Here is a 22859-nt window from a genome sequence, read left to right on the forward strand (position 1 = left end):
TCACGAGCGAGGTGTACATGAATGATTTGCTGAAGTCCCGCACCCTGCGGCGTATCCACAACGAAGGCGCCACCAAGGACGAGCAGGTATACGAGCGCATCTTCGGGGCGATCATCGCGCACCGGCTGCGTCCCGGCGACCGCTTGCCCGAGGACGCGCTGGCCGAAACCTTCGAGGTCAGCCGCACGGTGATTCGCAAGGTGTTGCAGCGGCTGGCGCACGAGCGGCTGGTCAATATCCAGGCCAAGCGCGGTGCAATGGTCAGCAAGCCGACGGTGGAGGAGGCGCGCAATGTGTTCGCGGCGCGCCGGCTGATCGAAACCGGGGTGATGGATCAGGTGGTCGACCGGCTGACGCCGGCGGCGCTCGAGGAATTGCGCGAGCTGACCCGGGCGGAAGACCGGGCGCTCGAGGCCGGCAACCAGCGCTTGGCGCTGCAGATGTCCGGGCAGTTCCACCAGCGGCTGATGGACCTGGCGGGCAACGAGGAGCTTAGCAACTTCCTGTCGCAGCTCTTGTCGCGCTCGTCGCTGATCATCGCGGTGTACGGCCCGTCCTGGAAGGGAGCTTGCCACTGCGAGAGTCATACGGTGCTCTTGAACGAACTGGAAGCCGGTGACGCCGACGCGCTGCGCCAGACGATGGGCCAGCACCTGGACGAGCTGGAAGCGGCGCTGCACATGGAGGCGGTCGACACCGACCTGCCGGACTTCAAGCGGATCTTCAACGGAATTCTGGACTGACGCGGCGCTCTCCCGGCGCGGCACGGTCCGACAACGCGACGACAACGCCACACGGCGACGAGGAGAGCACGAGCATGAGAATCTGCGTCATCAACCCGAACACCACCACCAGCATGACCGATAAGATCGGCGAAGCGGCACGCCATGCCGCCTCGCCGGGCACCGAGATCATCGCCTGCACCTCGCCGAGCGGCCCGGAGTCGATCGAGAGCCATTTCGACGAATCGCTGAGCGTGCCGGGTCTACTGGAGGTGATCCGGCAGGGCGAAATCGAGGGCTACGACGGCTACGTGATCGCCTGCTTCGGTGACCCGGGGCTGCTCGCGGCGCGCGAGCTGACCAGCAAGCCGGTGATCGGCATCGCCGAGGCGGCGATGCGCATCGCCAGCCTGATCTCGACGCATTTCTCGGTGGTGACCACGCTGTCGCGCACCATCGTCATCGCCGAGCACCTGGCGCGCGAGTATGGCGTCGAGCATCTGTGTCGGCGCATCCGCGCCGCCGATGTGGCGGTGCTGGAGCTGGAGGACCCGGCGTCGGACAGCTACAAACGGGTGCTCGACGAGGCGCGCCGCGCGCTGACCGAGGACGGTGCCGGCGCGATCGTGCTCGGTTGCGGCGGCATGGCCGACCTAGCGCGCTGCCTGTCCGAAGACCTGGGCGTGCCGGTGATCGACGGTGTGTCGGCGGCGGTGAAGCTGGTCGAGGCGCTGGTCGAGCTGAAGCTCGGCACCAGCAAGGTCGGAGACCTGGCGTACCCGCTGCCCAAGCGTTTCACCGGCCAGTTTGCCTACCTGTCGCACTAAGAACCGTTAGCTGGTGTTCGGCCAACGTCGGCCGAACCGGCTGGCCATGAAAAAACCCGCGTGTCCGTGAAGGACTGCGTGGGTTTTTCATTGGTCGAGCCTATGGCGGTGTCGGTGGCCCGCAGCGGTTTCTGTACCTGCTCGTGGCGTTCAGTAGGCGCGCTGTCGTTCGACCAGACAGGTCGGCTCTTGGCCGGCTTGCAGGCAGCGGGTGCCATCGGCCATCTGCGTTACGGCCGGCTCGATCAGCGTCGCGGCGGCGATGTGGGGGGTGAGCAGCAGCTTCGGGTGGTGCCACAGCGGGTCGTCGGCCGCCAGCGGCTCGGCCGGGAACACGTCGAGCTGCGCGCCGCGCAGGCGGCCGGCGTCGAGCAGCTCGACCAGCGCGTCGAGGTCGATCAGGTCGCCGCGCCCGGCGTTGACCAGAGCCGCACCGGCCGGCAGCTGCGCCAGCCTGTCGCGACTGAGCAGGCCGTGGGTGTCGGGGGTGGACGGCAGCACGCTGACCAGGATGTCGGTGTCGGCGAGCAGCGCATCGAGCGCCGCCGGACCGTGCACGCAGCGCACCCCGGGCAGGTCGCGCGCGCCGCGGCTCCAGCCCGACACCCGGTAGCCGAGTCCGGCGAGGGTGCTCGCCACCGCCGCGCCGATCGCGCCGAGACCGAGCACGCTGACCCGGGTCGTTTCTGCCAAGCTCGGCGGCTGCTGTTGCCAGACGCCGGCGGCCTGCTGCGCGGCGTAGCGGTCGAAGTCGCGCTGAAAGCGCAACACGCCGAACAGCGCGTACTCGACCATCTGCGCGGCCATGCCTGCGTCGTTGAGCCGGACGATCTGTACCGCGGGGGCGAGATCGGTGCGAGTCAGCAGCTTGTCGATGCCGGCGCCCTGCGCGAACACTGCTTCGAGCGCGGGAAAGCCGGCGAAGAAGCCCTCGGGCGGATTCCAGGTGACGATGTAGCGTACTTGGTCCGGGTCGACCGGCGCCGGCCAGGCGACCACGTCGAGCTTGGGCAGCGCGGAGCGGAACGCGGCGAGCCAGCGCTCGGCTTCGTTGGCGATGTAGAGGTACAGCATGATGAGTCCTATACACGATGGCGCCTCGCATGGGCGCTTCAGAATATGCCTACAGTATACCGTGGCAGGGTCGAGACGCGGGCCAGCCGGCAAAGACCGAAGATGTCACGAGCCAGTAAAAACCGCCCCGGGTGGGGCGGTGTGGATGCTAACGTTGGCCGAACCGCGATGGCTATCTAGATCAACGGTTTCAGCCGGGCGGTGAAGTGGCGCAACAGCGGCGGCTCGTAGCTGAAACTCAGGCCGCGGATAGTGCCGGCGCGCTGTTTCACCGCCACCAGGCAGTCGGCGATGTAGTCCATGTGGTCGTTGGTGTAGACCCGGCGTGGGATGGTCAGGCGCAAGAGCTCGAACGGCGACGGCTCCTGGCGGCCGCTGGCCGGGTCGCGGCCGAGCAGCAGCGAGCCGATCTCGACCGCGCGCACCCCACCTTCCAGATACAGCTCGCAGGCGAGCGCATGCGCCGGGAACTGCTCGGGCGGGATCTGCGGCAGCAGTTGGCGCGCGTCGACGAACACCGCGTGGCCGCCGGTCGGCGTCTGGATCGGGATGCCGGCTTCGGCTAACCTTTCACCCAGATACGCCACCTGGCCGATCCGGTAGGCCAGGTAATCGGCGTCCAGCCCTTCCTTCAAGCCGATCGCCAGCGCCTCCATGTCGCGGCCGGCCAGTCCCCCATAGGTGATGAACCCCTCCATCGGCACGCAGCGCACCTGCACCGCGTGGAACAGCGCCTCGTCGTCACGGAAGCAGCACAGCCCGCCGATGTTCACCAGGCCGTCCTTCTTCGCCGACATGGTGAACATATCGGCGTAGCCGAACATCTCGCGCACGATGGCGGTCAGTGGCAGGTCGCGATAAGCCGGGTCGCGTTCGCGGATGAACCAGGCGTTCTCGGCGAAGCGGGCGGCGTCGAGCACCAGCGGCACGCCGTGGCGGCGCGCCAAGTCGCTCGCGGCGCGCAGATTGTCCATCGCCATCGGCTGGCCGCCGGCGCTGTTGCAGGTGACGGTGGCGATCACCGCGGCGACGTTGCCAGTGTGCTGCGCCAGCGCTTCGGCCAACCTGGCGAGGTCGAAGTTTCCCTTCCACGGGTGGGCGCGGGTGGTCTCGAACGCGTCGGGGGTGAGCAGGTTGATCGCCTGCGCGCCGGCCAACTCGACGTGCGCCTTGGTGGTGTCGAAGTGATAGTTCGACAGGAACACCGGCTGCTTGCCCTTCACCCGCTTCACCAGCTCGGGAAACAGGATCTGCTCGGCGCCGCGGCCCTGGTGGGTGGGGATGGTGTACGGGTAGCCGAACAGTTCGTTCACCGTGTCGGCGAGCCGGTAGAAGCTGCGGCTGCCGGCATAGGCCTCGTCGCCGGTCATCAGCCCGGCCCATTGCCGGTCGCTCATCGCGCCGGTGCCGCTGTCGGTCAACAGGTCGATATAGACGTCGTCGGCGCGCAGCAGGAACGGGTTCCAGCCGGCAGCCTCGAGCGCGGCGCGGCGCTCGTCGAAGGTGGTCTGCTTGATCGGTTCCACCATCTTGATGCGGAACGGTTCGGGAATGCGTCGGGTCATCGCGTGCTCCTTGCGGCCGAAAGCGGGGGACGGGCGTGCGTCAACCCCGGCGATGGCCGGATTGCTCAAAGAAAAGTCAGGAAGCGGGCGGCGGGGGCCGCGAGGACTCAGGCGCGCGGAAAGTCGTCGGCGAGGATGACGTCGAGGGTGAACCAGCTTTGAGGCAGTACCGTGTCGGGATGACCGGTCTGCATGCGCAGGGGCAGGGTAGCCATGGTGTCTGTCCGGTACATCGTTCGGGACGCCGCCGGTCACAACCGGCAGGCGGGAGCTGGCAGAGCCAGTCCCCCTACGGTAGTGCCGGGCGCGCCGGAACACAAGCGCTGCGTCGGGAAATAGGGGACAGAAAGCAGGATGTCCTAGCTGATTGTACGAAGAGTGGGGGTGCAATAGGAGGGCGGGAACCTCTAAAAACCTGCTGCGCGTTCCGGATGCTTCGTTGGGCGGTCGGCGTGCGTATCTGTGATACGCCCAGCGATCAGGAATCCTCATGGACATCGAGTCCATTCCGGTTCCTGTGCTCCGTCCGCCTCGCCTGCGGAGCGCTCGCGACGGTTTTTAGAGGTCTCCTGTCGCATCCCGAACGATTGTCGCCCGAAAAAAGAAACCCGGAAAACGCTAGCGGTATTTTATCTTTCGCCGTCCCCCAAGCGGGCGATCTCTTTCAGTAGCTCCCGCGTAATCTGCTGGTGTATCAGCGCGGTGCCTTCACTGCTTCGACTCAGCTCAATTAAGGCGATTTGCACTTCCTCTAGCGAGGTTTCGTCCGGGTCGTGACGAATGTGATCAATAAGTTTCTGGATAAGCTCTTCAGGGTTACCCCCCGAGTCGATGTGCACCCGCACCCACTGAGGAAGCCAACAGTCGGAAGCCACTTGATAGCGACGGGCCAGTTTGGCATGCTTTAGAGCAAACGCGGTGAAATCCGTTTGCGCTTGGTCAAGCCCGCCCGTGTTCACTTCAAGGCCGTGAGACAGATAGCGCACATCGGCAGTGGCCCCCACCTCACTATGCAACGGCTTTGTCAGCTCTTGCGCGTCAATTTGGCGGTCAGTGGGTGCCTCCCGCTCTAAGAGTGTCTCCCGCACTAAGTGCGCGTACCCATTCCGAGGCATGGGCCTGTCATTTTTAGCGAGCCTCATGCCACATGAGCTACAGAAACGCACCGTATCGGCAAGCTTAGTTCCACAGTAAATGCAGTACATGGCATGGTCTCCTCTCCTAAAGGGATCCCCCAATGCTGGACGAAACGGTGCTTTGCAAACGGACTTCGTCTGCTTACAAGGTGTCCTAGTTCACGGATAGACTACCTAATAAGTATTGCTGCCACTTTCCACTTTAATATTCTTCGCGTTCAAGATTGAGAGCCGTTAACAAAAATCCCTTGGCGTTGTTGTACTGTACTTGCCGTACTGCCTGTACTGTCTGCGGCAATACGCTCCGCCCGGGACGCTGCGCCATTTTTGTTAGCAGATCTTGGTTCGGTTCCGATTGCTTAACGGATTTGTTTGCGTCGTAGTCTAAATATTTGCAAATCACGGCTCTGATCAATGTTCTCGATCTTTTAGTTCACAGTAACCCATTGTGTAGCGCTCTAAATATTGAGTAAGGCACAATAGCCGCCAAGCAGGTTTGTCCGTGCATCTTCCTGATGAAGTTAAAATAGCCCCATAAGTCACCAGTAATGTATGCCGGTCTTTTAAGAATCTTTTCGATAGTATCCAATGCGATATCAATAGCGTTTTCGACTCTGGGTACAGAATTAGTGAGCAGGGCGGCGAGATTAGCCACCCAACGGGTAAGCCGCTTTGCTGTGATAGCGCAGATTTTGACGGACTCACTTAAATAAAATGCTAGACCAGAACCAGCAATGATAATAGGGTAGGCGGTAAGCGGTAGATGGCAGGTGGCAAACGGCGGAAGTGTCTCAAATTTGACACTGCTTTACTTTTTGCTCAGCCCCGATGGCCATTACTGCAGTGGCCTTGCAACTTGCAGGATTTTAGCTACCCAAGACAGTAGCGACAGATAATAGATAATAAACCATGAAACTAATCGAAACCTAATAAATGGTTAACCGAAGTGTGCGATTTGAATCTGCTAATGTTAAAGACGTTGGCCGAAGAACGTTGCGGCGATACGTCGTGAAAAATTTTCCTGCGGGGCGGAATAAACCGGTGCGCTGATCCGTTTAGTCTGCATGGCCCCGTGCTCCCAGCGGGAGGGCGGGGAGCAAACCGAAGGAGGACTCCGATGAGATCGTCCCTATTGTGGCTGGTGTTGGGTGCCGGCGTGGCCTTGCCGACGTTGGCTGAAGCGCCGAAGGTCATGAGCGGCCGACTGGTCGATGAACACCAGATGACGCTCTACACCTTTGCGAAAGACACGGCGGGCAAGAGCAACTGCGACGCCGGCTGTGCCAGCAAGTGGCCGCCTGCGATCGCCGATTCCTACGACAAGGCCAGTGGCAGTTGGAGCCTGGTGAAGCGTGATGATGGCAAGCAGCAGTGGGCCTATAAGGGCCAACCGCTATATCGCTGGGCTATGGACAAGAAACCGGGCGACGCCGGCGGAGATGGATTTGCCGGCATGTGGCATGTGGCCAAACCATAGTTAAGAGCGGTAACTGTCCCTGGCGTGGCGTGGCGTGGCGTGGCGTGGCGTGGCGTGGCGTCGCGAGCCGACCAGGCGGCCAGCACCGGGGACGGCACACACTCTGGGGGCACTGGGCCACAGGCATGAGCTTCGAGTCCGATTTGCTTGTCTGGTTGCCGCAATTGCGGCGCTACGCCCGGGCGCTGACCGGCGACCCGGCCTGGGCCGACGATCTGGTGCAGGACACCTTGGAGTGTGCGCTGAACAAGTGGCGCTGGCGGGCCAATAGCAATCTGCACGCCTGGCTGTTGACCCTGCTGCGCCACCGTTTTATCGATCAATTGCGCGCGCGGCGCGAGATTGCCGTCGACGACGAGACCGCTCCGTGGCAGAGCATGGCGGCGCCGAGTGGCGAGGTCGACGGGCTGGAACTGGAGGATGTGCAGCGGGCCTTGTACCGGCTGCCGGTGGAACAAAGGGAGGTGCTGCTGCTGGTCGGCCTGGAGGAGCTCAGCTACCAGGAAGCCGCGGCAGTGCTGAGGGTGCCGATCGGCACCGTGATGTCGCGCCTGTCCCGCGCCAGGGAGCGGATGCGGATATTGCTGGACGAAGGGGTTGACCGCGAGGCAGTGCCGGTGCGGGCTACCCTGACCGTCGTGAAGAAATGGCCATGAACGATCGCCAAGACTTCGTCAATAATGCGGCGCCCGAACCGGGCGACGAGCAGCGGCTGTTGTCCTCGCTGGTCGACGGGGAGCTGTCGGCGACAGAGCGGGCCGCGGTGCTGGCGCGTCTGGTGGCCGATCCGGAAGCGGCTCGCCGGGTCGCCCATTACCGGGCGCAGAAGGCGGCGCTGCAGGCCTTGTTCCCGAAGCCGGCCACCATGCCCAGCCTGTTCGTGCAGCGGCGGATGCCGTGGTGGCGCATCGGCGTTGCCGCACTGAGCTGTCTGCTGGTCGGTGCCGTGTTCGGCCTGTTGCTGGGGCAAGGGCAACTGCCGTTCGGTGCGGACAAGCCGGCCTTCGCGCAACGGGCCGACATGGCGTATGTCGTGTATGTCCCCGAGTCCCGCCACCCGGTCGAGGTGGGGGCCGCCGACCAGGCGCACCTGGTCAGCTGGCTGTCCAAACGGCTGAACCGGCCGCTGACCGTGCCATCGCTACAGGAGTACGGCTATGAGCTGGTCGGCGGGCGCTTGCTGCCTGGCGAGTCCGGCCCGGCGGCGCAGTTCATGTACCAAAACGCAACGGGGGACCGCGTGACGCTGTACGTCACCGTGTTTGCCAACCGCGAGTTGTCCTTCGGGACCGTGCACAGCGACGGACGTCGCACCATCTACTGGGCCAGTCGCGGCATGGGCTACGCCTTATCGGGGCGAGGGGACGAAGCGCGGCTGCGCATGATCGCGGTCGACACCTGTAACGCGCTGGGTGGGCACGCCGACTCGTGGGTCGGCTGATTGCCCGGTGCGGGAGGTTCTGATGAAACGCTTACGTTGGCTGATAGGGCTGCTTCTGCTGGCGATGGCGCTGGCCGTGGCGGGGTGCTCGTCGGGCGATGATGACAAGCCGAACAATGCCCCGTCGTATCACAACAGTGGCAGTGGCTATTGAGCGTCGGGCCATCCCGGCATGGCCCGGGGACGGTCGCGCTAGCAGCGGTCGTGTGACGACGCGGGGGCGCTGCCGCGCTGCAGATAGCTGAACCATTGCCGCTCCACCATGACCGGGGACGGGGTGCTCGTCGTGGCCTTGTCGCCGTCCGCTTGCTCCGGCCACCACGGCGAGCGGCCCAGTGGTCCCTCGTCCGGTGTGGCGGGCGACGGCGGCTGACGCGAGGCGGGGCGGCACCGCCCGGTCACGCCACGCATCACCGCCCGCCCGGCGCGGCGTAGCGGCAGGGACAATTGGTAGAAGCGTCGGATCAGCATGGTTCTCTCCACAGTGCCGGTTTCAGGGGGGGTGGGGTAAGCGTGACGACCGGGCAGTTCGACTCTGAGTCGGGTGCACGTGGCGGTCACGGGCTAGCGTAGACGATATTTTATGAATTTTGGATATTTATTTTGCATCGATGTCACAGGATTGTGAAGTGGAATGATTGATTTTCATGGTCGCGACCGCTTGATTCGCTAACAAATCTGAGGCGCCGTGACCGGATGGCCTTCGCCATGCGGTCGCCGCGGCCGCTTGGCCGGCGTTTGCTCGGCATCGCGGCGAATCTTATGACGGAAGCGCATTTCAGCTGCTCTGGCGGCAGAAATCAGGAGGTGCACGATGAAACAAAGACGAGGCTGGCTGGTAGTGCTGGCGCTGATCGTCGCCGGCCTGTTCGGCGGTTGCGCGAACGACGGCGGTACGTCGGGAGGGGGAGCCCCGCCGTATCACGGCGGTGGCGGTTATTGAGTTGTCCCCAATGACGTGGATGCCAGGGCCTGTTACGGCCGGTGCGGCTGGTGAGCGGGTTCCTAACAGGCTATAGCCGAGGAGGTGCGATGCGCATACCGGTCATGATGCTGCTGGCGGTGGTCACGGCCGCCGCCGGCCTGTCCGCGTCCGGCGAGGAGGTGCGGTATCGAGCCACCCCCGACCCGGACGGGGTGCAGCGCATCGCGATTGTCGGCGGCAGCTATTTCTTCAAGCCCAACCACATCATCGTTCGGGTCAATGTGCCGGTGGAGTTGTCGGTCCGCCTCGAACCGGGGCTGATCCCGCACAGCTTCGTGCTGGAAACGCCCGAGGGACGCAAGGTCGTCGAGCTGAAGCTGGGCGGCACGGCCAAGATCGTGACCTTTACCCCGAAGCAGGTCGGCGAGCACCCGTTCTATTGCGCGAACAAGCTGCTGTTTTTCAAGAGCCACCGCGAAAAGGGCATGAGCGGCTACCTGGACGTGGTGGAGTAGCCATGTTCGGCAGCGTGCTGGCGGTGGCGATGCTGGCCGGTTCGGCCAACCCGATCGCGGCGGCGCAGCAGCAGTTCGCCGCGCTCGTGAGCTACCGGGTGACCGTTCGATCCACCGCCGGCAACGGCGCGCTGCAGGTGGTGCGCTACTACTATCGCGCGCCGGGGCTGGTGCGGATGGAGTTTGTCACGCCGCACGCCGGCGCGGTGCTGATCTACGACCCGACCACCCGCAAGGCCCGGCTCTGGCCGTTCGGCCTGGGTACGCTGCCGGTGCTGACGCTGGCGCCGGACAACCCGCTGATCCGCGGCGCGCACGACCACCGGGTCGACCGCTCCGACGCCGGCGCGCTGCTCGCCAATCTGCAGGCACTGGCGGGCGGCGGCCGTATCAGCGAGGTCGGCGGCGAGCGGGTCGGTCGCTGGCAAGCCTCGCAGCTGGTCGTCACCGGCGCGCCCGGTCGGACCGTGGCCGGGGTGCACCGCTACCAAGTCTGGTTGGCCGAAAGGGTGCTGTTTCCGGTCAAAGTGGTCAGCTACGACCTGCACGACAGCCGGCTGGAAACCGTGCTGATGGACGACGTGGTGCTCGACGAGCCGTTTCCCGACGGCTTCTTCAAGCCCTGAACTTGCGGTACAGGAGGTGGCAGGATGGCTGAATACCGCTTGACGACCTGGTGGCGGGTAGAGGCACCGCTCGACGCGGTGTGGGAGGCGATCTACCACTCGGATCGTTGGCCGGCCTGGTGGCCGGGGGTCGAACAGGTGCTCGAGCTGTCCCCGGGCGACGACGGCGGCGTCGGCGCGGTGCACCGCTACACCTGGAAAAGCGTGCTGCCGTACCGGCTGAGTTTCGACATGCGGGTGACCCGGATCGAGCGGTTGGTGGCGCTGGAGGGGATCGCTTGCGGCGAACTCGACGGCCGCGGCTGCTGGCAGTTCTCCCGCGACGGCGAGCTGACCGTGGTGCGCTACGACTGGCAGGTGCAGACCGGCAAGCACTGGATGAACTGGCTGGCGCCGATCGCCCGACCGCTGTTCCGCTGGAACCACGACGCGGTGATGCGCGCCGGCGGCTTGGGGTTGGCACGGCTGCTCAACGCCCAGCGGGTGGAGATCCGCTAGCGGCTCAGCCCAGCAGCGCGCGCATCACCAGCCGCGGTTCGCCCGGGCCGAAGTAGTCGGCCTCTTCCCGCGCTATCGCAAACCCCAGTTTTTGATACAGCCGGACCGCGCCGGCGTTGGCCGGGTCGACGGTCAATAGCGCGGCCCGGCAGCCGCGCCGGCGCAGCGCGTCGAGCAGCGCGCGGGTCAGCCGCTCGCCGACGCCGCGGCCGCGATGGCTGGCACGTACCGCCAGCGACAGCAGCCAGGCCTCGTTGCCGTCCAGCGCCGGCGTGCCGAGCGCGTAGCCGGCAAAGCCGTTCTCGCCGTCGTCGTCGATCAGCAACCAGTCGCTCCACAGGTCGAGCGCCTGGCGGAAGAAGAACGCCGGGTAGACGGCGTACTGGAACACTTCTTGTTCGATGGCGAAGACCTGGGGCAACTCGGCGACGGTAGGGGTACGAATCATGGTGTCAGGGCGGCGGGCGAGGTTGGCCGAACGACGCATAGCCGAGCAAGCCGGGCATGGCCGAAGGCAAACGTCCGAGTATAGCGCAGAGCGGTGAGGCGCCGCCGGGACGGAATGGCGCGAGCGTTACCAGTGCGACGGCTGCTCGTTTTCGAGCAGTGTGATCACTTCCTTGACGCTCATTCCGGTGGACACGGTGGTGCAGTCCGCGAGATAGACCGTGGTCTGCGGCGAGCCGCCGGGCGACGGGCTGCTCAACTCGACCTTGGTCACCTGCGCCGGGTTCACATAGGCGGTAGTGCCGGGGATTGCGACGAATTTGACCATGATGCGCTCCTTATCGCCATGGATACTCTCATGATAGGAGTTCGGCAGATGGGCTTTGGTGGCGGTTGCCGGTTTGACCCAGCTAGGGGGGCAAACGGCTTCCCTCAAGGCGCCCCCGCAACTAAACCCTCAAGCGTACCGGCAAGAGATCGATGCGGTCGGTACAGATGCAATCCACACCCCACTCGCGCAGCCGTCTTGCCGTTGGCACATCGTTTACCGTGTAACACAGTAGGCTGTACCCGGCAGACTTGATGGCGTCAACCTGACCTTGCGTGAGATCACGGTGGTTACAATGCAATGCAATGCAGTCGAGCGCCTGAAGCACCTCCAACCAGTTGTCCGGCACGGTATCGGTGAGCCATGCACGGGGCAATCCCGGAACGGCTTCTTTCGATGCGTGCAGTGACTCGGCGGAAAACGACGACAAGAGCGGCGGCACCGGGCTCGCCGCCCACAACCGTGCGGCCTCTTGCGCCACCAGACGGCCCGTTTCTTGCTCTCGCCCGGGGCAGGGCTTGATCTCGATATTGAGCAGCATGCCCTGCGCCAGGCAGTAAGCGGCGATGTTGGCGAGCGTGGGCAACGGCTCACCGGCAAATGCCGCGCCCTTCCAGGTGCCGGCGTCGAGTTCGGCCAAACTGGCCATGTCCAGGGTGGCTGCCGCACCTTGGCCGTTGGTGGTACGGTCCACCGTGTCGTCGTGCAACAGAAAGCAGACGTCGTCGGCAGACAGTTTCACGTCGCACTCTGCACCGCGATAGCCGTATTCGATACCTGCGCGGAAACCGGCCAGCGTGTTTTCCGGCGCCTGCGTACCGCCGCCACGGTGGGCGACGACCTCAGGATAGGGCCACTTCACAGGCTTCGGCGCGTTCGGCATATGCGATTCTCCTTTCTGTTTCGGCATCAAAGAGATGCAGGGACGATGCGGCCACGCTCAGCGCCAGACAGCTACCGACCTCAGGACGATGAGCGTGCGGCAGGCGGGCGACCATGCTCTGTCCTGCCACCGAGCCATAAACATAGTTGTCGGCCCCCAGCATTTCGGTGCTTTCCACCTGCATGACAAAGTTGGCCGAAGAGGGGCTGGCTATCACCAGATGCTCGGGGCGAATGCCCACCCGCACCCCCTTGTTCGCCAGTTCCATCCGCTTGCTCGGCAGCGGCAACAGCCTGTCCCACCCGATTTGCACGGCGGAGCCGCTGGCATCGACATGACCATCAAATAGGTTCATCGGAGGGGCGCCCATGAAGCCAGCCACAAAGGTGGACGCGGGGAAGTCGTAAATCTCATTAGGCGTGCCCAACTGTTCGATACGCCCCTTGTTCAACACGATGACCCGGTCGGCCAGCGTCATCGCCTCGACCTGATCGTGCGTCACGTACAGACTGGTGGTATGCAAGCGACGGTGCAGGCGCTGGATTTCCAGCCGCATCTGACCGCGCAGCTTGGCGTCCAGGTTGGACAGCGGCTCATCGAACAGGAACACCGAAGGCTCGCGCACGATGGCGCGCCCCATCGCCACGCGCTGACGCTGGCCACCGGACAGCTCGCGCGGCTTGCGTTGCAGCAGATGGCCCAGCTCCAGGATCTCAGCCACTTTGGCCACGCGTTCGGTAATCTCCGCGCGCGGCATGCCGCGGATTTTCAGCCCATAACTCATGTTCTCGGCCACACTCATGTGCGGATAGAGCGCGTAGTTCTGGAAGACCATCGCGATATCGCGATCCTTGGGCTCCAGCCTGTTGACGATGCGTTCGCCAACCAGGATCTCGCCTTCTTCGGTACTCTCCAGCCCGGCCACCATGCGCAACAAGGTGGACTTGCCGCAGCCGGACGGGCCGACGATGACTGCGAATTCGCCGTCGGCGATGTCCACCGAAATATCATCGAGAATCCGCGGGTTGGAGCCGGTGTACTGTTTGCCAATGGAGCGTAAGGTAAGTTTTGCCATGATGAATCCAATTACTTTTCGTGATCGACTAGGCCCTTGACGAACCAGCGCTGCATGCCGATAACCACCAGCAAGGGCGGCAGCAGGGTCAACAGGGCGGTGGCCATGACCAGATGCCACTTGATGGCGCCTTCGCCCAACATCCCCTTGATGGCGATGACGGCCGTCGACATGGCGGGGTCGTGGGTGACCAAGAGTGGCCACAGGTACTGGTTCCAGCCGTAGATGAAGGTAATGACAAACAGCGCCGCGATATTGGTTCTGGACAGAGGCAGCACAATATCCAGCAAGAAACGCAACGGCCCGGCGCCGTCCACCCGTGCCGCTTCAATCAGCTCGTTGGGCAGGGTCATAAAGAACTGACGGAATAGGAAGGTGGCGGTCGCCGAGGCGATCAGCGGCAGTGTCAGGCCAGCATAGGTATTGACCAGCCCCATGCGGGTCACCACCTCCACCGTCGGGAAAATGCGCACTTCCACCGGCAGCATCAGCGTGGCAAAAATCAGCCAGAAACCCACTTGTCGCAGCGGGAAGCGGAAGTAAACAATCGCGTAGGCCGACATCAGCGAGATGACGATCTTGCCTACCGCAATCACCATGGCCATCACGAAGCTGTTGACTAGCGTTTGTGCCAACGGCGTGGCCAGTCCGCCGCTGTTGGTGGTCAGCACGGTGAGCAGGTTTTCCCAGAGATGCGTGCCGGGCATCAAGGACAATGGCACGCTCAGCACCTGTTGTTCGCTCTGGGTGGCGGCGACAAACATCAGATAGAGCGGAAACGCCACCACCAACAGGCCGGCCATCAGCATGGCGTGACAGAAGGCATTCAGCCCCTTACGGTCTTCAACCATCAGTACTGCACCTTTCTTTCCACGTAGCGGAACTGGATGACGGTGAACACACCGACAATCACCATCAGCACCACCGACTGGGCGGCTGAGCTGCCCAGATCCAGCCCCTTGAAGCCTTCCTGATACACCTTGAGGATCAGCGTCTCGGTCGACTTGCCCGGCCCACCGCTGGTGGCAGCATCAACAATGGCAAAGGTGTCGAAGAAGGCGTAGACCAGATTGACCACCAACAGGAAAAAGCTGGTCGGTGACAACAAGGGGAACACCAGGTCGCGGAAACGGCGCAGCGGGCCGGCGCCATCGATCGCCGCGGCTTCCATCAGCGACTGCGGAATCGCCTGCAGGCCGGCGTAGAAAAACAGGAAGTTGTAGCTGATCTGTTTCCAGGCCGAAGCCAGCACCACCAGCAGCAATGCCTGCCCACCGTAGAGGGCATGGTTCCATTCATAGCCCAACAGCTTGAGCACATAACTCACCCAGCCCATGCTCGGGTTGAACAGGAACAACCACAGCACCGCGACAATCGACGGCGCAATGGCATAGGGCGCAATCAGGATGGTCTGGTAGAGGCGCTTGCCCCGGGTGATCTGGTTGGCCATCACCGCCAGGATCAGCGCCGAGCCCATCCCCAAGAGGGTCACCAGCCCGCTGAACAGCAGCGTGGTCTGGATGGTCTCGAGATAGAGCGGGTCGTTGAGCAGGGTGACAAAGTTGTCCAGCCCGACAAACTGGCTCGCCAGCCCAAACGGGTCTTGCGCCTGAGTGGACTGCCACAGCGCTTGCCCGGCCGGCCAGACGAAGAAGATCAGGGTAATGGCCAGCTGTGGCGCCATCAGCAGCATGGCCAGCCACCACCCGGGAAAATGGATTCGGTTGCGCATGACAATTCCGGAGGAGAAATAAGAAAACGGGCAGGGGCACAGGCCCTGCCCGTTTAGGGCTAGTCGCTTATTTGGCCGACTTCTCGAAGCGGCGCAGCAGCTCATCGCCGCGCTTGTCGATCGCGTCCAGCGCCACTTTGGCCGGCTTCTTGCCGCTCCACACGCTTTCCAGTTCTTCGTCCACCACGGTACGGATCTGCGGCATGTAGCCCAGACGCAGACCGCGGGTGTAGGACTTCGGCGGCTTGTTCATCATCTGCTTGGCCGGGATTTCCGCGCCTGGGTTCTTGGCATAGAAGCCCTGTTGGCGGGTCAGCTCGTAGGCGGCGGTCGTCACCGGCAGGTAACCGGTCTGCTGGTGCCAATCAGCCGCCACTTCCTCGCTGGAAACCAGCTTCAGGAACTTGGCCACGCCCTTGTACTCGTCGGCTTTCTTGCCGCCCATCACCCACAGACTTGCACCGCCGATGATGGCGTTTTGCGGCGCGCCCTTCACATCGGCGTAATAAGGCATCATGCCCATGCCGAAGTTGAACTTGGCATTCTTGCGGATGGCGGCGAGCGAGCCGGAGCTGCCGGTCATGATGCCGCAGTCGCCGCTATAGAACTTCGGCGTGGCCTCGTCCTTGCGGCCGGCGTAGGTAAAGGTGCCGTCCTTGGCCATCTTGGCGAGGAATTCGATATGGCGCACGTGGGCCGGGCTGTTCAGCTCCAGTACCGCATTGGTGCCACCAAAGCCGTTGTCCTTGCTGGCGTACGGCAGGTTGTGCCAGGTGCTGAAGTTCTCCAGCAGCACCCAGCCCTGCCAGCCGGTGGTGTAGCCGCAGCTCAGGCCGGCGGCTTTCAGTTTGGCGGCGGCATTGGCCACGTCCTGCCAGGTTTTCGGTGGCACGTCTGGGTTCAGGCCGGCCTTCTTGAAGGCGTCCTTGTTGTAGTACAGCACCGGGGTCGAGCTGTTGAACGGCATGGAAATCAGGTGGCCGGTCTTGGCGTCGGAATAGTAGCCCGCTACGGCCGGGATGAAGGCTTTTTCGTCCAGCTTTTCGCCGGTTTCGGCCATCAGCTGGTACACCGGCTTGATGGCATTCTTCGCCTGCATCATGGTGGCGGTGCCCACTTCGTACACCTGCACGATGTCCGGCGCATTGCCGCTGCGGAAGGCGGCAATGGCGGCGGCCAGCGACTCGTCGTAGTTGCCCTTGAACACCGGAACAACCTTGTAGTCTTTCTGCGAGGCGTTGAACTTGTTGGCAATGGCGTTCACACGGTCGCCTAGCGGGCCGTCCATGGAATGCCAGAATTGGATTTCGGTGGCGGCGTGGGCAGAGCCCATCACTAGCATCAGCGAGGCAAAGCCGGCTGCACGGCGAAAAAGACCGTTGGAAGCAAGGCGCATCGGGTAACTCCTTGAGGTGTTCGGGAAAAACAAGCAAGCGTTTAAGGCTGCGGATTATTGAATACAATATTTACGTAACCGTTACCCGAACATGAATAGGAGATGACATGCCATTGCCATCGGAAAGACGGTGTTATTCGAGAGCTTTGAGTAGAATCTCGGGACTTCAGGGCTCAAGCAACCATTCCGATGTCATAGCTGACAGACCATCCGGTGACCAGCCCATTCCCGGCAGCAGAATGAATAAGACAACATCAAACTACATGGCTCTTAAGTCTTAGGAGGTGATTGAGGACTCTGCGGGGTTGAGCGATTGCGTCATTTCTTTCAAACGAGGGCAGACCATAAGGGCGGGGCATCGGGCAGAGCTGACACATGGCTAGACCAACTCTGTCTGGCTCACCCCCTGAAAGCCGGGCAGTAGCGGGAGACGCTCCGTGATGAACTGCAGGAACACCCGTGCGCGCAGCGGTTGGTAACGTCGCGACGGGTACAACAGAAATGCTTCGTGCAAGGTGCCATTCCAGTCGGGCAGCACCCGCACCAGTTGTCCCGACTCGATCAAGTCGCTGACCAGCCAGGCGGGCGACAGGCCGACACCCGCGCCCACGAGGAAGCTCTCCCGGATCGCCAGTGAGCTGTTGACCCTGTAACGCCCCCGGGTGGCGATGGTCGTTATCTTGCCATCCGGACCGTTCAGCTCCGTGGCGTCGCCGGTGGCCAGCCACGCGAACCGCAGATACTCGTGCTGCGCCAAATCCTCCGGGCGGCGAAGCTCGGAGTGTCCCTGCAAGTAGGCCGGCGAGGCCACTAGGTAGCGCGGCGAAACCGCGACCTTACGGGCGACGACGTTGGGCGGAAGCGGTCCGCCGAGGCGCAGCGCGACATCGACGCCTTCTTCGGCCAAGTCGACAAACCGGTCGTTGAGAATGAGCTCGACCTCGATGTCCGGATACAGCGCCAAAAACTCCAGCAGCAGTGCATTCAAGCGAAGCACGCCCAGACTGACCGGCGCATTGACGCGCAGATGGCCTTCGGGCCGTTCCGTCAACCCGCGGGCATCGGCCACCGCTTCACCAAACTCCTCCAACACCCGCTTTGCGCGCTCGTAAAACCGTTTGCCCTGATCGGTCGGCGTGACGCTGCTCGTGGTGCGCGTCAGCAAGCGCACGCCGAGTTCCTTTTCCAGCGCCGCGACGACCTTGCTGATCGTCGGTTGCGTGGTTTGCTGCTCCCGCGCGACCGATGACAGGCTGCCAAGCTCAACGGCCCGCACGAAAGTTCGCATCGCTCTGATAGTGTCCATGTCATTCGATATTGGAATGGGATATATGCCATTCTGTCCTCTACATGGCGGCATGGGAAGAGCCTATCGTTCGTGTCATCGCACCCTCGATGAAGCAAAGGAGCTTCCAATGACACTCACTTACTTGAAATTGGCGCTGGCGGTCGTGCTGGCCGCCGTCATCGGCGGCGCGCAGGCTGCCGATACCGGAAACTGGATTGGCACCTGGACGGCGAGCCCGCAGCCGCTGTGGGGGAACGGCTTGCCGCTTCACACCAACGTTCCGGCGGCGCTGTCGAATCAGACGATTCGCCAGGTCGCCGGCGCCAGCGTTGGGGGCAGACGCGTCCGCGTGGTGGTGTCGAACGAATACGGCTCGCGCCCCCTGCTGGTCGGCGCCGCCCACGTCGCGCTGGCCGGTACCGGCGCCAATATCGTCGCCGGATCGGATCGTGCGCTGACCTTCGGCGGTCGGGGTTCGGTGTCGATTCCGCCGGGCGCGCGAGCGGTGAGCGATCCTGCCGATCTCAGCGTCGCCGGCCTCAGCAACGTCGCCGTGACGCTGTACCTGCCCGAAGCGACCCCGCTGACAACGTTCCACTGGGACGGCAAGCAGACCGCCTACATCACCGCCGGCAATCACGTTGCAGCGCAAAGCATCGAGGCCGAGGCAAGCATTCAGGCCCGCGTATTCCTGAGCGACATCCTGGTCGACGCGCCGGCCGATGCCCGTGCCGTGGTGATTCTCGGTGACTCGATCACAGACGGGAACGGTTCGACCGCGGACACCAATCAACGTTGGCCGGACTTTCTGGCGCGGCGCCTGGCAAACGATCGGGTGGCCGTGCTCAACGCGGGAATCTCGGGGGCGCGCGTTCTCAAGGATGGCATGGGCGTCAACGCGCTGGCCCGCTTCGATCGCGATGTGCTGAGCCAGCCGCGGGTCAAGGCGGTCGTCGTGCTGCTGGGCATCAATGACATCAGCTGGCCAGGCAGCCGCTTCGCCCCACACGACGCGGCGCTGTCGGCGCAAGAGCTGATCGCCGGTTACCGGCAACTAATTGCGCAGGCCCGCCTTCGCCAGTTGCGGATAGTCGGCGCAACGCTGACACCCTTCGAAGAGGCATTGAAGGACACGCCGCTGAAGGGTTACTACAGCGCGGACAAGGAACGCGTACGACAGGCCGTCAACCGATGGATACGGAGCAGCAATGAGTTCGACGCCGTTATCGATTTCGATGCGCTGACCAGAGACCCGAAACATCCGACGCGCTTCTTGCCGGAATACGATTCGGGCGATCATCTTCATCCCGGTGATGCCGGCAACCGGGCGATGGCCGAGGGGATCGGGCCGGAGCTACTACTTGGCGAGCATTGAAAGCCTCGGGCCACTACGATGGCCACCACTGAGCAGTCTCTTGTGGAGGTGGTGGCCGGCATCGTGAAGACCGGTACCCGGTTAAGCATCGACCATTGAAACCGCATCAGGACGTATGTCGCCAATCCGTCAAGCAATGCGCGGTTATGCGCTATGGGCATACCGCTATCCGTTATCTAAAGAATTTTGTACTTGAATATTCAGATCCGCGAAGCCAGCGTGCTCGATGCACCGCTGATTCTTGACGCCATTACCGAACTGACCATTTACGAAAAAGCGGAACATGAGGTGGTCGCCACCGTCGCCGATATCGAGCAGTCCCTGTTTGGTGAAGGGGCCACCGCGCGTGCGCTAATCTGCAGCATTGACGGCCAAGCGGCAGGCTATGCCGTGTACTTCTTCAGTTACTCGACCTGGCTGGGAAAGAAGGGGCTGTACCTGGAGGATCTTTATATTTCCCCCCAATTCCGCGGTGCGGGTGCCGGCAAGCATCTGCTGCGCTATCTGGCAAAGCTGGCCTGTGATACTGGCTGTGGCCGCTTCGAATGGAGTGTGCTGGACTGGAACGAACCCGCCATTCAGTTCTACCTATCGATCGGTGCGACCGCCCAAGACGAATGGGTGCGTTACCGTATTGCGGGCGAGGCGCTGCAAGCTTTCGCACACGGCGACAGCTGAACCGATGGCCCGGCAACGGGTGACGCCTCGTCGTAGACCGGCGCGGGGGCGCCGGCGCTGATGGTCGCGGCTCGAGCAATAACTCTTGTGTCTCCCTATTGCTCGGATAAGATAAGGCCCATCAAATCGCCATGCATGAAACCTTCGATGATCATTCTCAACCAACGGCAGCAAGAACTTTTGAGCTGGGTGCAGCGTGATGGCCACGTCACCGTCGAAAAGCTGGCGGCACATTTTGGCGTCACTTATCAGACTATCCGGCGCGATATCAGTCTGTTGGCGGGCGAGAAGCTCTTGCATCGGATGCATGGCGGAGCCAGCGTTCTGTCGAGCGTGGAGAATGTGGCGTACAACGAGCGCCAGGTGCTGCTCATCGAAGAGAAGCAGCGTATCGCGCAACTGGTCGCCGAGCATATTCCGAATCACGCCTCGCTGTTCATCAATCTGGGCACCACTACCGAAGAGGTGGCGAAAGCACTGCAGTATCATCGTGGTCTGCATGTGATCACCAATAACCTGAATGTCGCGGCGATGATGTGCGACTACCCGGACTGCGAGGTGATCGTTGCGAGCGGGGTGATGCGCCCGCGCGATCGCGGCATCATCGGTGAGGCGACGATCGAGTTCATCCGCAAGTTCAAGGTCGACTACGCGATCATCGGCATCTCCAGCATCGAGAGCGATGGCACGCTGCGCGACTTCGACCTGCGCGAGGTGCGCACCTCGGAGGCGATCATCCAGCAGTCGCGCAATGTGTTCCTGGTCGCCGATCATTCCAAGTTCGGCCGACCCGCGCTGGTCGAGCTGGGTCACCTGTCGAAGATCACCGCGCTGTTCACCGACCGGCCGGTGTCGGCCGAAATGGCCGAGGTGATCGCCGAGGCGAAGACGGAGCTCTTCGTCGCCGACTGAGCCAGCCCTCGCTGGTACGCCGCCCGCTCTGGTCCTCCCCGTTGTTTCTCCCTAGTGATGCCGGTGCGACTCGTTCGCCCCGGCCTTCTTGCGCCTTGCGTCTTGCTGACGCGCACGGCCTTCCGTCCCTAGCGGCTCACGTTGTCGCCGATTTCCCACCATGATTAGAGCGGATGCGCCCTGGCGATCAAGCGTTTACTCGAGGTGTTTTCCTGTTCTTGTGTGTTGTTTTGATGTTCTTTATATTTTTCTTTCATGCCGCAATTGGCCGATATAGAATGCCGATGCCACATAAAACAACATTGATTTGTCATCGGCGTCACCCCGGGACAGGGGTTTCGGGAAGCACCCCGATTTGGCCGCCGGATCACGCGAGCACAGCGTGGCCGGCGGGTTGATGTGCAAAGGAGAGCAGACCCATGCAAAAACAGTACATCCTGGCGCTTGACCAGGGCACCACCAGCTCGCGCGCCATCCTGTTCGACCGGATGGGCAATATCGTGTCGCTGGCGCAGAAGGAATTCACCCAGATCTACCCGCAGCCGGGCTGGGTCGAGCACGACCCACACGAGATCTGGGGCGGTCAGGCCGGCGTGGCGGCCGAGGCGATCGCCAAGGCGGGTCTGGAAAGCACCTCGATTGCCGCGATCGGCATTACCAACCAGCGCGAGACCACCATCGTCTGGGACCGTGAAACCGGCCAGCCGGTCTACAACGCCATCGTCTGGCAGGATCGCCGTACCGCGTCGTTTTGCGACCAGCTGAAGGCGCGCGGCCTGGAGGCGACGATCCGCGAGAAGACCGGCCTGCAGGTCGACGCCTACTTCTCAGGCAGCAAGATCAACTGGATCCTCGACAATGTGCCGGGCGCACGCGCCAAGGCCGAGCAGGGGCGCCTCGCGTTCGGCACCGTCGACTCGTGGCTGATCTGGAATTTCACCCACGGCCAGGTGCACGTCACCGACGTGTCCAACGCCTCGCGCACCATGCTGTTCAACATCCACACCCTGAGCTGGGACGATGAACTGCTGGCCATGATGAACATTCCCAAGAGCATGCTGCCCGAGGTGCGCTCGTCGAGCGAGGTGTATGGCTATGTGCCGGAGACCATGTTCGGTGCGCGCATTCCGATTGCCGGCATCGCCGGCGACCAGCAGGCGGCACTGTTCGGCCAACAGTGCATCCAGCCGGGCATGGTGAAGAGCACCTATGGCACCGGCTGCTTCATGATGATGAACACCGGCACCACGCCGACCGTGTCGCACAACAAGCTGCTAACCACCATCGCCTGGCAATTGAACGGCGAGGTGCACTACGCGCTGGAAGGCAGCATCTTTATCGGCGGGGCGGTAGTGAAGTGGCTGCGCGACGGGCTGAAGATCATCAACCACTCCCACGAGGTGGACGCACTGGCGCGCCAGGTGCCGGACAGCGGCGGCCTCTACCTGGTGCCGGCGTTCGCCGGCCTGGGAGCGCCGCACTGGAACGCGGAAGCACGCGGGTCGGTGTTCGGTGCGACGCTCGGCACCACCTCGGCGCACTTCGCGCGCGCCGCGCTGGAAAGCATCGCCTACCAGACCATGGACGTGCTGCGCGCGATGGAGGCGGATTCCGGCATCGCCGTGCCGCAGCTGCGCGTGGACGGTGGCGCCACCGTCAATGAGCTGTTGATGCAGTTCCAGGCCGACATCCTCGGCATCGACGTGATCCGTCCGAAGGTGATCGAGACCACCGCGCTGGGGGCCGCCTACCTGGCTGGCCTGGCGGTGGGCTACTGGGATGGCGTGGAAGACATCGCCGGGCAGTGGCAGCTGGATCAGCGCTTCTCGCCCGATGCGCAAGAAGCCGTGGTGCAGGGCCGGGTCGCCGGCTGGCAGCGCGCCGTCAACGCCGCCGTGGCCTGGGCCAACGCCTGAGTTGTGGAACGGCCTAGTAGCCC

General features: G+C 63.0%; 26 protein-coding genes. 14 read left to right on the forward strand and 12 right to left on the reverse strand.

Annotated elements, in window-relative coordinates:
- Positions 1-17: 17 nt before the first annotated feature.
- A complete protein-coding gene (locus ACZ2IA_RS15305) occupies positions 18-743 on the forward strand; it encodes a GntR family transcriptional regulator (RefSeq protein ID WP_470293452.1) in 726 nt (241 codons plus the stop codon).
- Positions 744-817: 74 nt separating this feature from the next.
- A complete protein-coding gene (locus ACZ2IA_RS15310; protein WP_470293453.1) occupies positions 818-1549 on the forward strand; it encodes an aspartate/glutamate racemase family protein in 732 nt (243 codons plus the stop codon).
- Positions 1550-1699: 150 nt separating this feature from the next.
- Here the strand turns inward: ACZ2IA_RS15310 and ACZ2IA_RS15315 are convergent, their stop codons facing one another.
- The 3 genes from ACZ2IA_RS15315 to ACZ2IA_RS15325 all read right to left on the reverse strand — a co-directional run bounded on the left by ACZ2IA_RS15315 (position 1700) and on the right by ACZ2IA_RS15325 (position 5393).
- Positions 1700-2623, reverse strand: a complete 924-nt coding sequence (locus ACZ2IA_RS15315; RefSeq protein ID WP_470293454.1) for a 2-hydroxyacid dehydrogenase — start codon at positions 2621-2623, stop codon at positions 1700-1702.
- A 176-nt stretch (positions 2624-2799) separates the two neighbouring features.
- Positions 2800-4188, reverse strand: coding sequence for a tryptophanase (locus ACZ2IA_RS15320; protein WP_470293455.1), 1389 nt, complete (start codon positions 4186-4188; stop codon positions 2800-2802).
- A 629-nt stretch (positions 4189-4817) separates the two neighbouring features.
- Positions 4818-5393: a zinc ribbon domain-containing protein gene (locus tag ACZ2IA_RS15325; protein WP_470293456.1), complete on the reverse strand. Its 576-nt coding sequence runs from the start codon at positions 5391-5393 to the stop codon at positions 4818-4820.
- 1048 nt (positions 5394-6441) lie between these two features.
- Between ACZ2IA_RS15325 and ACZ2IA_RS15330 the strand changes: the two genes are divergently transcribed.
- From ACZ2IA_RS15330 to ACZ2IA_RS15345, 4 genes are all read left to right on the forward strand, one after another.
- Positions 6442-6801: a COG4315 family predicted lipoprotein gene (locus ACZ2IA_RS15330; RefSeq protein WP_470293457.1), complete on the forward strand. Its 360-nt coding sequence runs from the start codon at positions 6442-6444 to the stop codon at positions 6799-6801.
- A 125-nt stretch (positions 6802-6926) separates the two neighbouring features.
- Positions 6927-7457: a sigma-70 family RNA polymerase sigma factor gene (locus ACZ2IA_RS15335; protein WP_470293458.1), complete on the forward strand. Its 531-nt coding sequence runs from the start codon at positions 6927-6929 to the stop codon at positions 7455-7457.
- Complete coding sequence (locus ACZ2IA_RS15340) at positions 7454-8242, forward strand: anti-sigma factor family protein (RefSeq protein ID WP_470293459.1); 789 nt, start codon at positions 7454-7456, stop codon at positions 8240-8242. The genes ACZ2IA_RS15335 and ACZ2IA_RS15340 overlap by 4 nt, the downstream gene beginning before the upstream one ends.
- A 22-nt stretch (positions 8243-8264) precedes the next feature.
- Positions 8265-8396: a hypothetical protein gene (locus tag ACZ2IA_RS15345; RefSeq protein WP_470293460.1), complete on the forward strand. Its 132-nt coding sequence runs from the start codon at positions 8265-8267 to the stop codon at positions 8394-8396.
- A gap of 38 nt (positions 8397-8434) precedes the next feature.
- Here ACZ2IA_RS15345 and ACZ2IA_RS15350 read toward each other — a convergent pair whose 3' ends face one another.
- Positions 8435-8713: a hypothetical protein gene (locus ACZ2IA_RS15350; protein ID WP_470293461.1), complete on the reverse strand. Its 279-nt coding sequence runs from the start codon at positions 8711-8713 to the stop codon at positions 8435-8437.
- A gap of 343 nt (positions 8714-9056) precedes the next feature.
- On the opposite strand from ACZ2IA_RS15350, the gene ACZ2IA_RS15355 reads away from it, so the two are divergent.
- The 4 genes from ACZ2IA_RS15355 to ACZ2IA_RS15370 all read left to right on the forward strand — a co-directional run bounded on the left by ACZ2IA_RS15355 (position 9057) and on the right by ACZ2IA_RS15370 (position 10806).
- Positions 9057-9185, forward strand: a complete 129-nt coding sequence (locus ACZ2IA_RS15355; RefSeq protein ID WP_470293462.1) for a hypothetical protein — start codon at positions 9057-9059, stop codon at positions 9183-9185.
- Positions 9186-9274: 89 nt separating this feature from the next.
- Positions 9275-9682, forward strand: coding sequence for a quinol oxidase (locus tag ACZ2IA_RS15360; protein WP_470293463.1), 408 nt, complete (start codon positions 9275-9277; stop codon positions 9680-9682).
- Between the two features lie 2 nt (positions 9683-9684).
- A complete protein-coding gene (locus tag ACZ2IA_RS15365; protein WP_470293464.1) occupies positions 9685-10308 on the forward strand; it encodes a DUF1571 domain-containing protein in 624 nt (207 codons plus the stop codon).
- Between the two features lie 24 nt (positions 10309-10332).
- Positions 10333-10806: an SRPBCC family protein gene (locus ACZ2IA_RS15370; RefSeq protein WP_470293465.1), complete on the forward strand. Its 474-nt coding sequence runs from the start codon at positions 10333-10335 to the stop codon at positions 10804-10806.
- A gap of 4 nt (positions 10807-10810) precedes the next feature.
- Here the strand turns inward: ACZ2IA_RS15370 and ACZ2IA_RS15375 are convergent, their stop codons facing one another.
- From ACZ2IA_RS15375 to ACZ2IA_RS15410, 8 genes are all read right to left on the reverse strand, one after another.
- Positions 10811-11254 carry a GNAT family N-acetyltransferase gene (locus tag ACZ2IA_RS15375; protein WP_470293466.1) on the reverse strand — a complete coding sequence of 148 codons (444 nt, stop codon included), beginning with the start codon at positions 11252-11254 and terminating at the stop codon, positions 10811-10813.
- A gap of 126 nt (positions 11255-11380) precedes the next feature.
- A complete protein-coding gene (locus ACZ2IA_RS15380) occupies positions 11381-11581 on the reverse strand; it encodes a hypothetical protein (protein WP_470293467.1) in 201 nt (66 codons plus the stop codon).
- 121 nt (positions 11582-11702) lie between these two features.
- Complete coding sequence (ugpQ, locus tag ACZ2IA_RS15385; protein WP_470293468.1) at positions 11703-12464, reverse strand: glycerophosphodiester phosphodiesterase; 762 nt, start codon at positions 12462-12464, stop codon at positions 11703-11705.
- A complete protein-coding gene (locus ACZ2IA_RS15390) occupies positions 12424-13539 on the reverse strand; it encodes a sn-glycerol-3-phosphate import ATP-binding protein UgpC (protein ID WP_470293469.1) in 1116 nt (371 codons plus the stop codon). Before ACZ2IA_RS15390 ends, ugpQ begins: the two co-directional genes overlap by 41 nt.
- Positions 13540-13550: 11 nt before the next feature.
- Positions 13551-14390, reverse strand: a complete 840-nt coding sequence (gene ugpE / locus ACZ2IA_RS15395; protein ID WP_470293470.1) for a sn-glycerol-3-phosphate ABC transporter permease UgpE — start codon at positions 14388-14390, stop codon at positions 13551-13553.
- Entirely contained in the window at positions 14390-15271 is an 882-nt protein-coding gene (ugpA, locus tag ACZ2IA_RS15400; RefSeq protein WP_470293471.1) for a sn-glycerol-3-phosphate ABC transporter permease UgpA, read from the reverse strand. The genes ugpE and ugpA overlap by 1 nt, the downstream gene beginning before the upstream one ends.
- A gap of 67 nt (positions 15272-15338) precedes the next feature.
- Positions 15339-16667: a sn-glycerol-3-phosphate ABC transporter substrate-binding protein UgpB gene (gene ugpB, locus ACZ2IA_RS15405; protein ID WP_470293472.1), complete on the reverse strand. Its 1329-nt coding sequence runs from the start codon at positions 16665-16667 to the stop codon at positions 15339-15341.
- Positions 16668-17046: 379 nt separating this feature from the next.
- Complete coding sequence (locus tag ACZ2IA_RS15410; protein ID WP_470293473.1) at positions 17047-17955, reverse strand: LysR family transcriptional regulator; 909 nt, start codon at positions 17953-17955, stop codon at positions 17047-17049.
- A 127-nt stretch (positions 17956-18082) separates the two neighbouring features.
- On the opposite strand from ACZ2IA_RS15410, the gene ACZ2IA_RS15415 reads away from it, so the two are divergent.
- The 4 genes from ACZ2IA_RS15415 (at position 18083) to glpK (ending at position 22836) form a co-directional block, all read left to right on the forward strand.
- Positions 18083-19330 (forward strand): SGNH/GDSL hydrolase family protein, encoded by a 1248-nt coding sequence (locus tag ACZ2IA_RS15415; protein ID WP_470293474.1) that lies wholly within the window; start codon positions 18083-18085, stop codon positions 19328-19330.
- A 192-nt stretch (positions 19331-19522) separates the two neighbouring features.
- Entirely contained in the window at positions 19523-20008 is a 486-nt protein-coding gene (locus tag ACZ2IA_RS15420) for a GNAT family N-acetyltransferase (protein ID WP_470293475.1), read from the forward strand.
- 147 nt (positions 20009-20155) lie between these two features.
- Entirely contained in the window at positions 20156-20920 is a 765-nt protein-coding gene (locus ACZ2IA_RS15425; RefSeq protein ID WP_470293476.1) for a DeoR/GlpR family DNA-binding transcription regulator, read from the forward strand.
- Between the two features lie 419 nt (positions 20921-21339).
- Positions 21340-22836, forward strand: a complete 1497-nt coding sequence (gene glpK / locus ACZ2IA_RS15430; RefSeq protein ID WP_470293477.1) for a glycerol kinase GlpK — start codon at positions 21340-21342, stop codon at positions 22834-22836.
- Positions 22837-22859: the final 23 nt, after the last annotated feature.

The sequence above is a fragment of the Crenobacter sp. CS_VA4 genome (assembly GCF_055597485.1).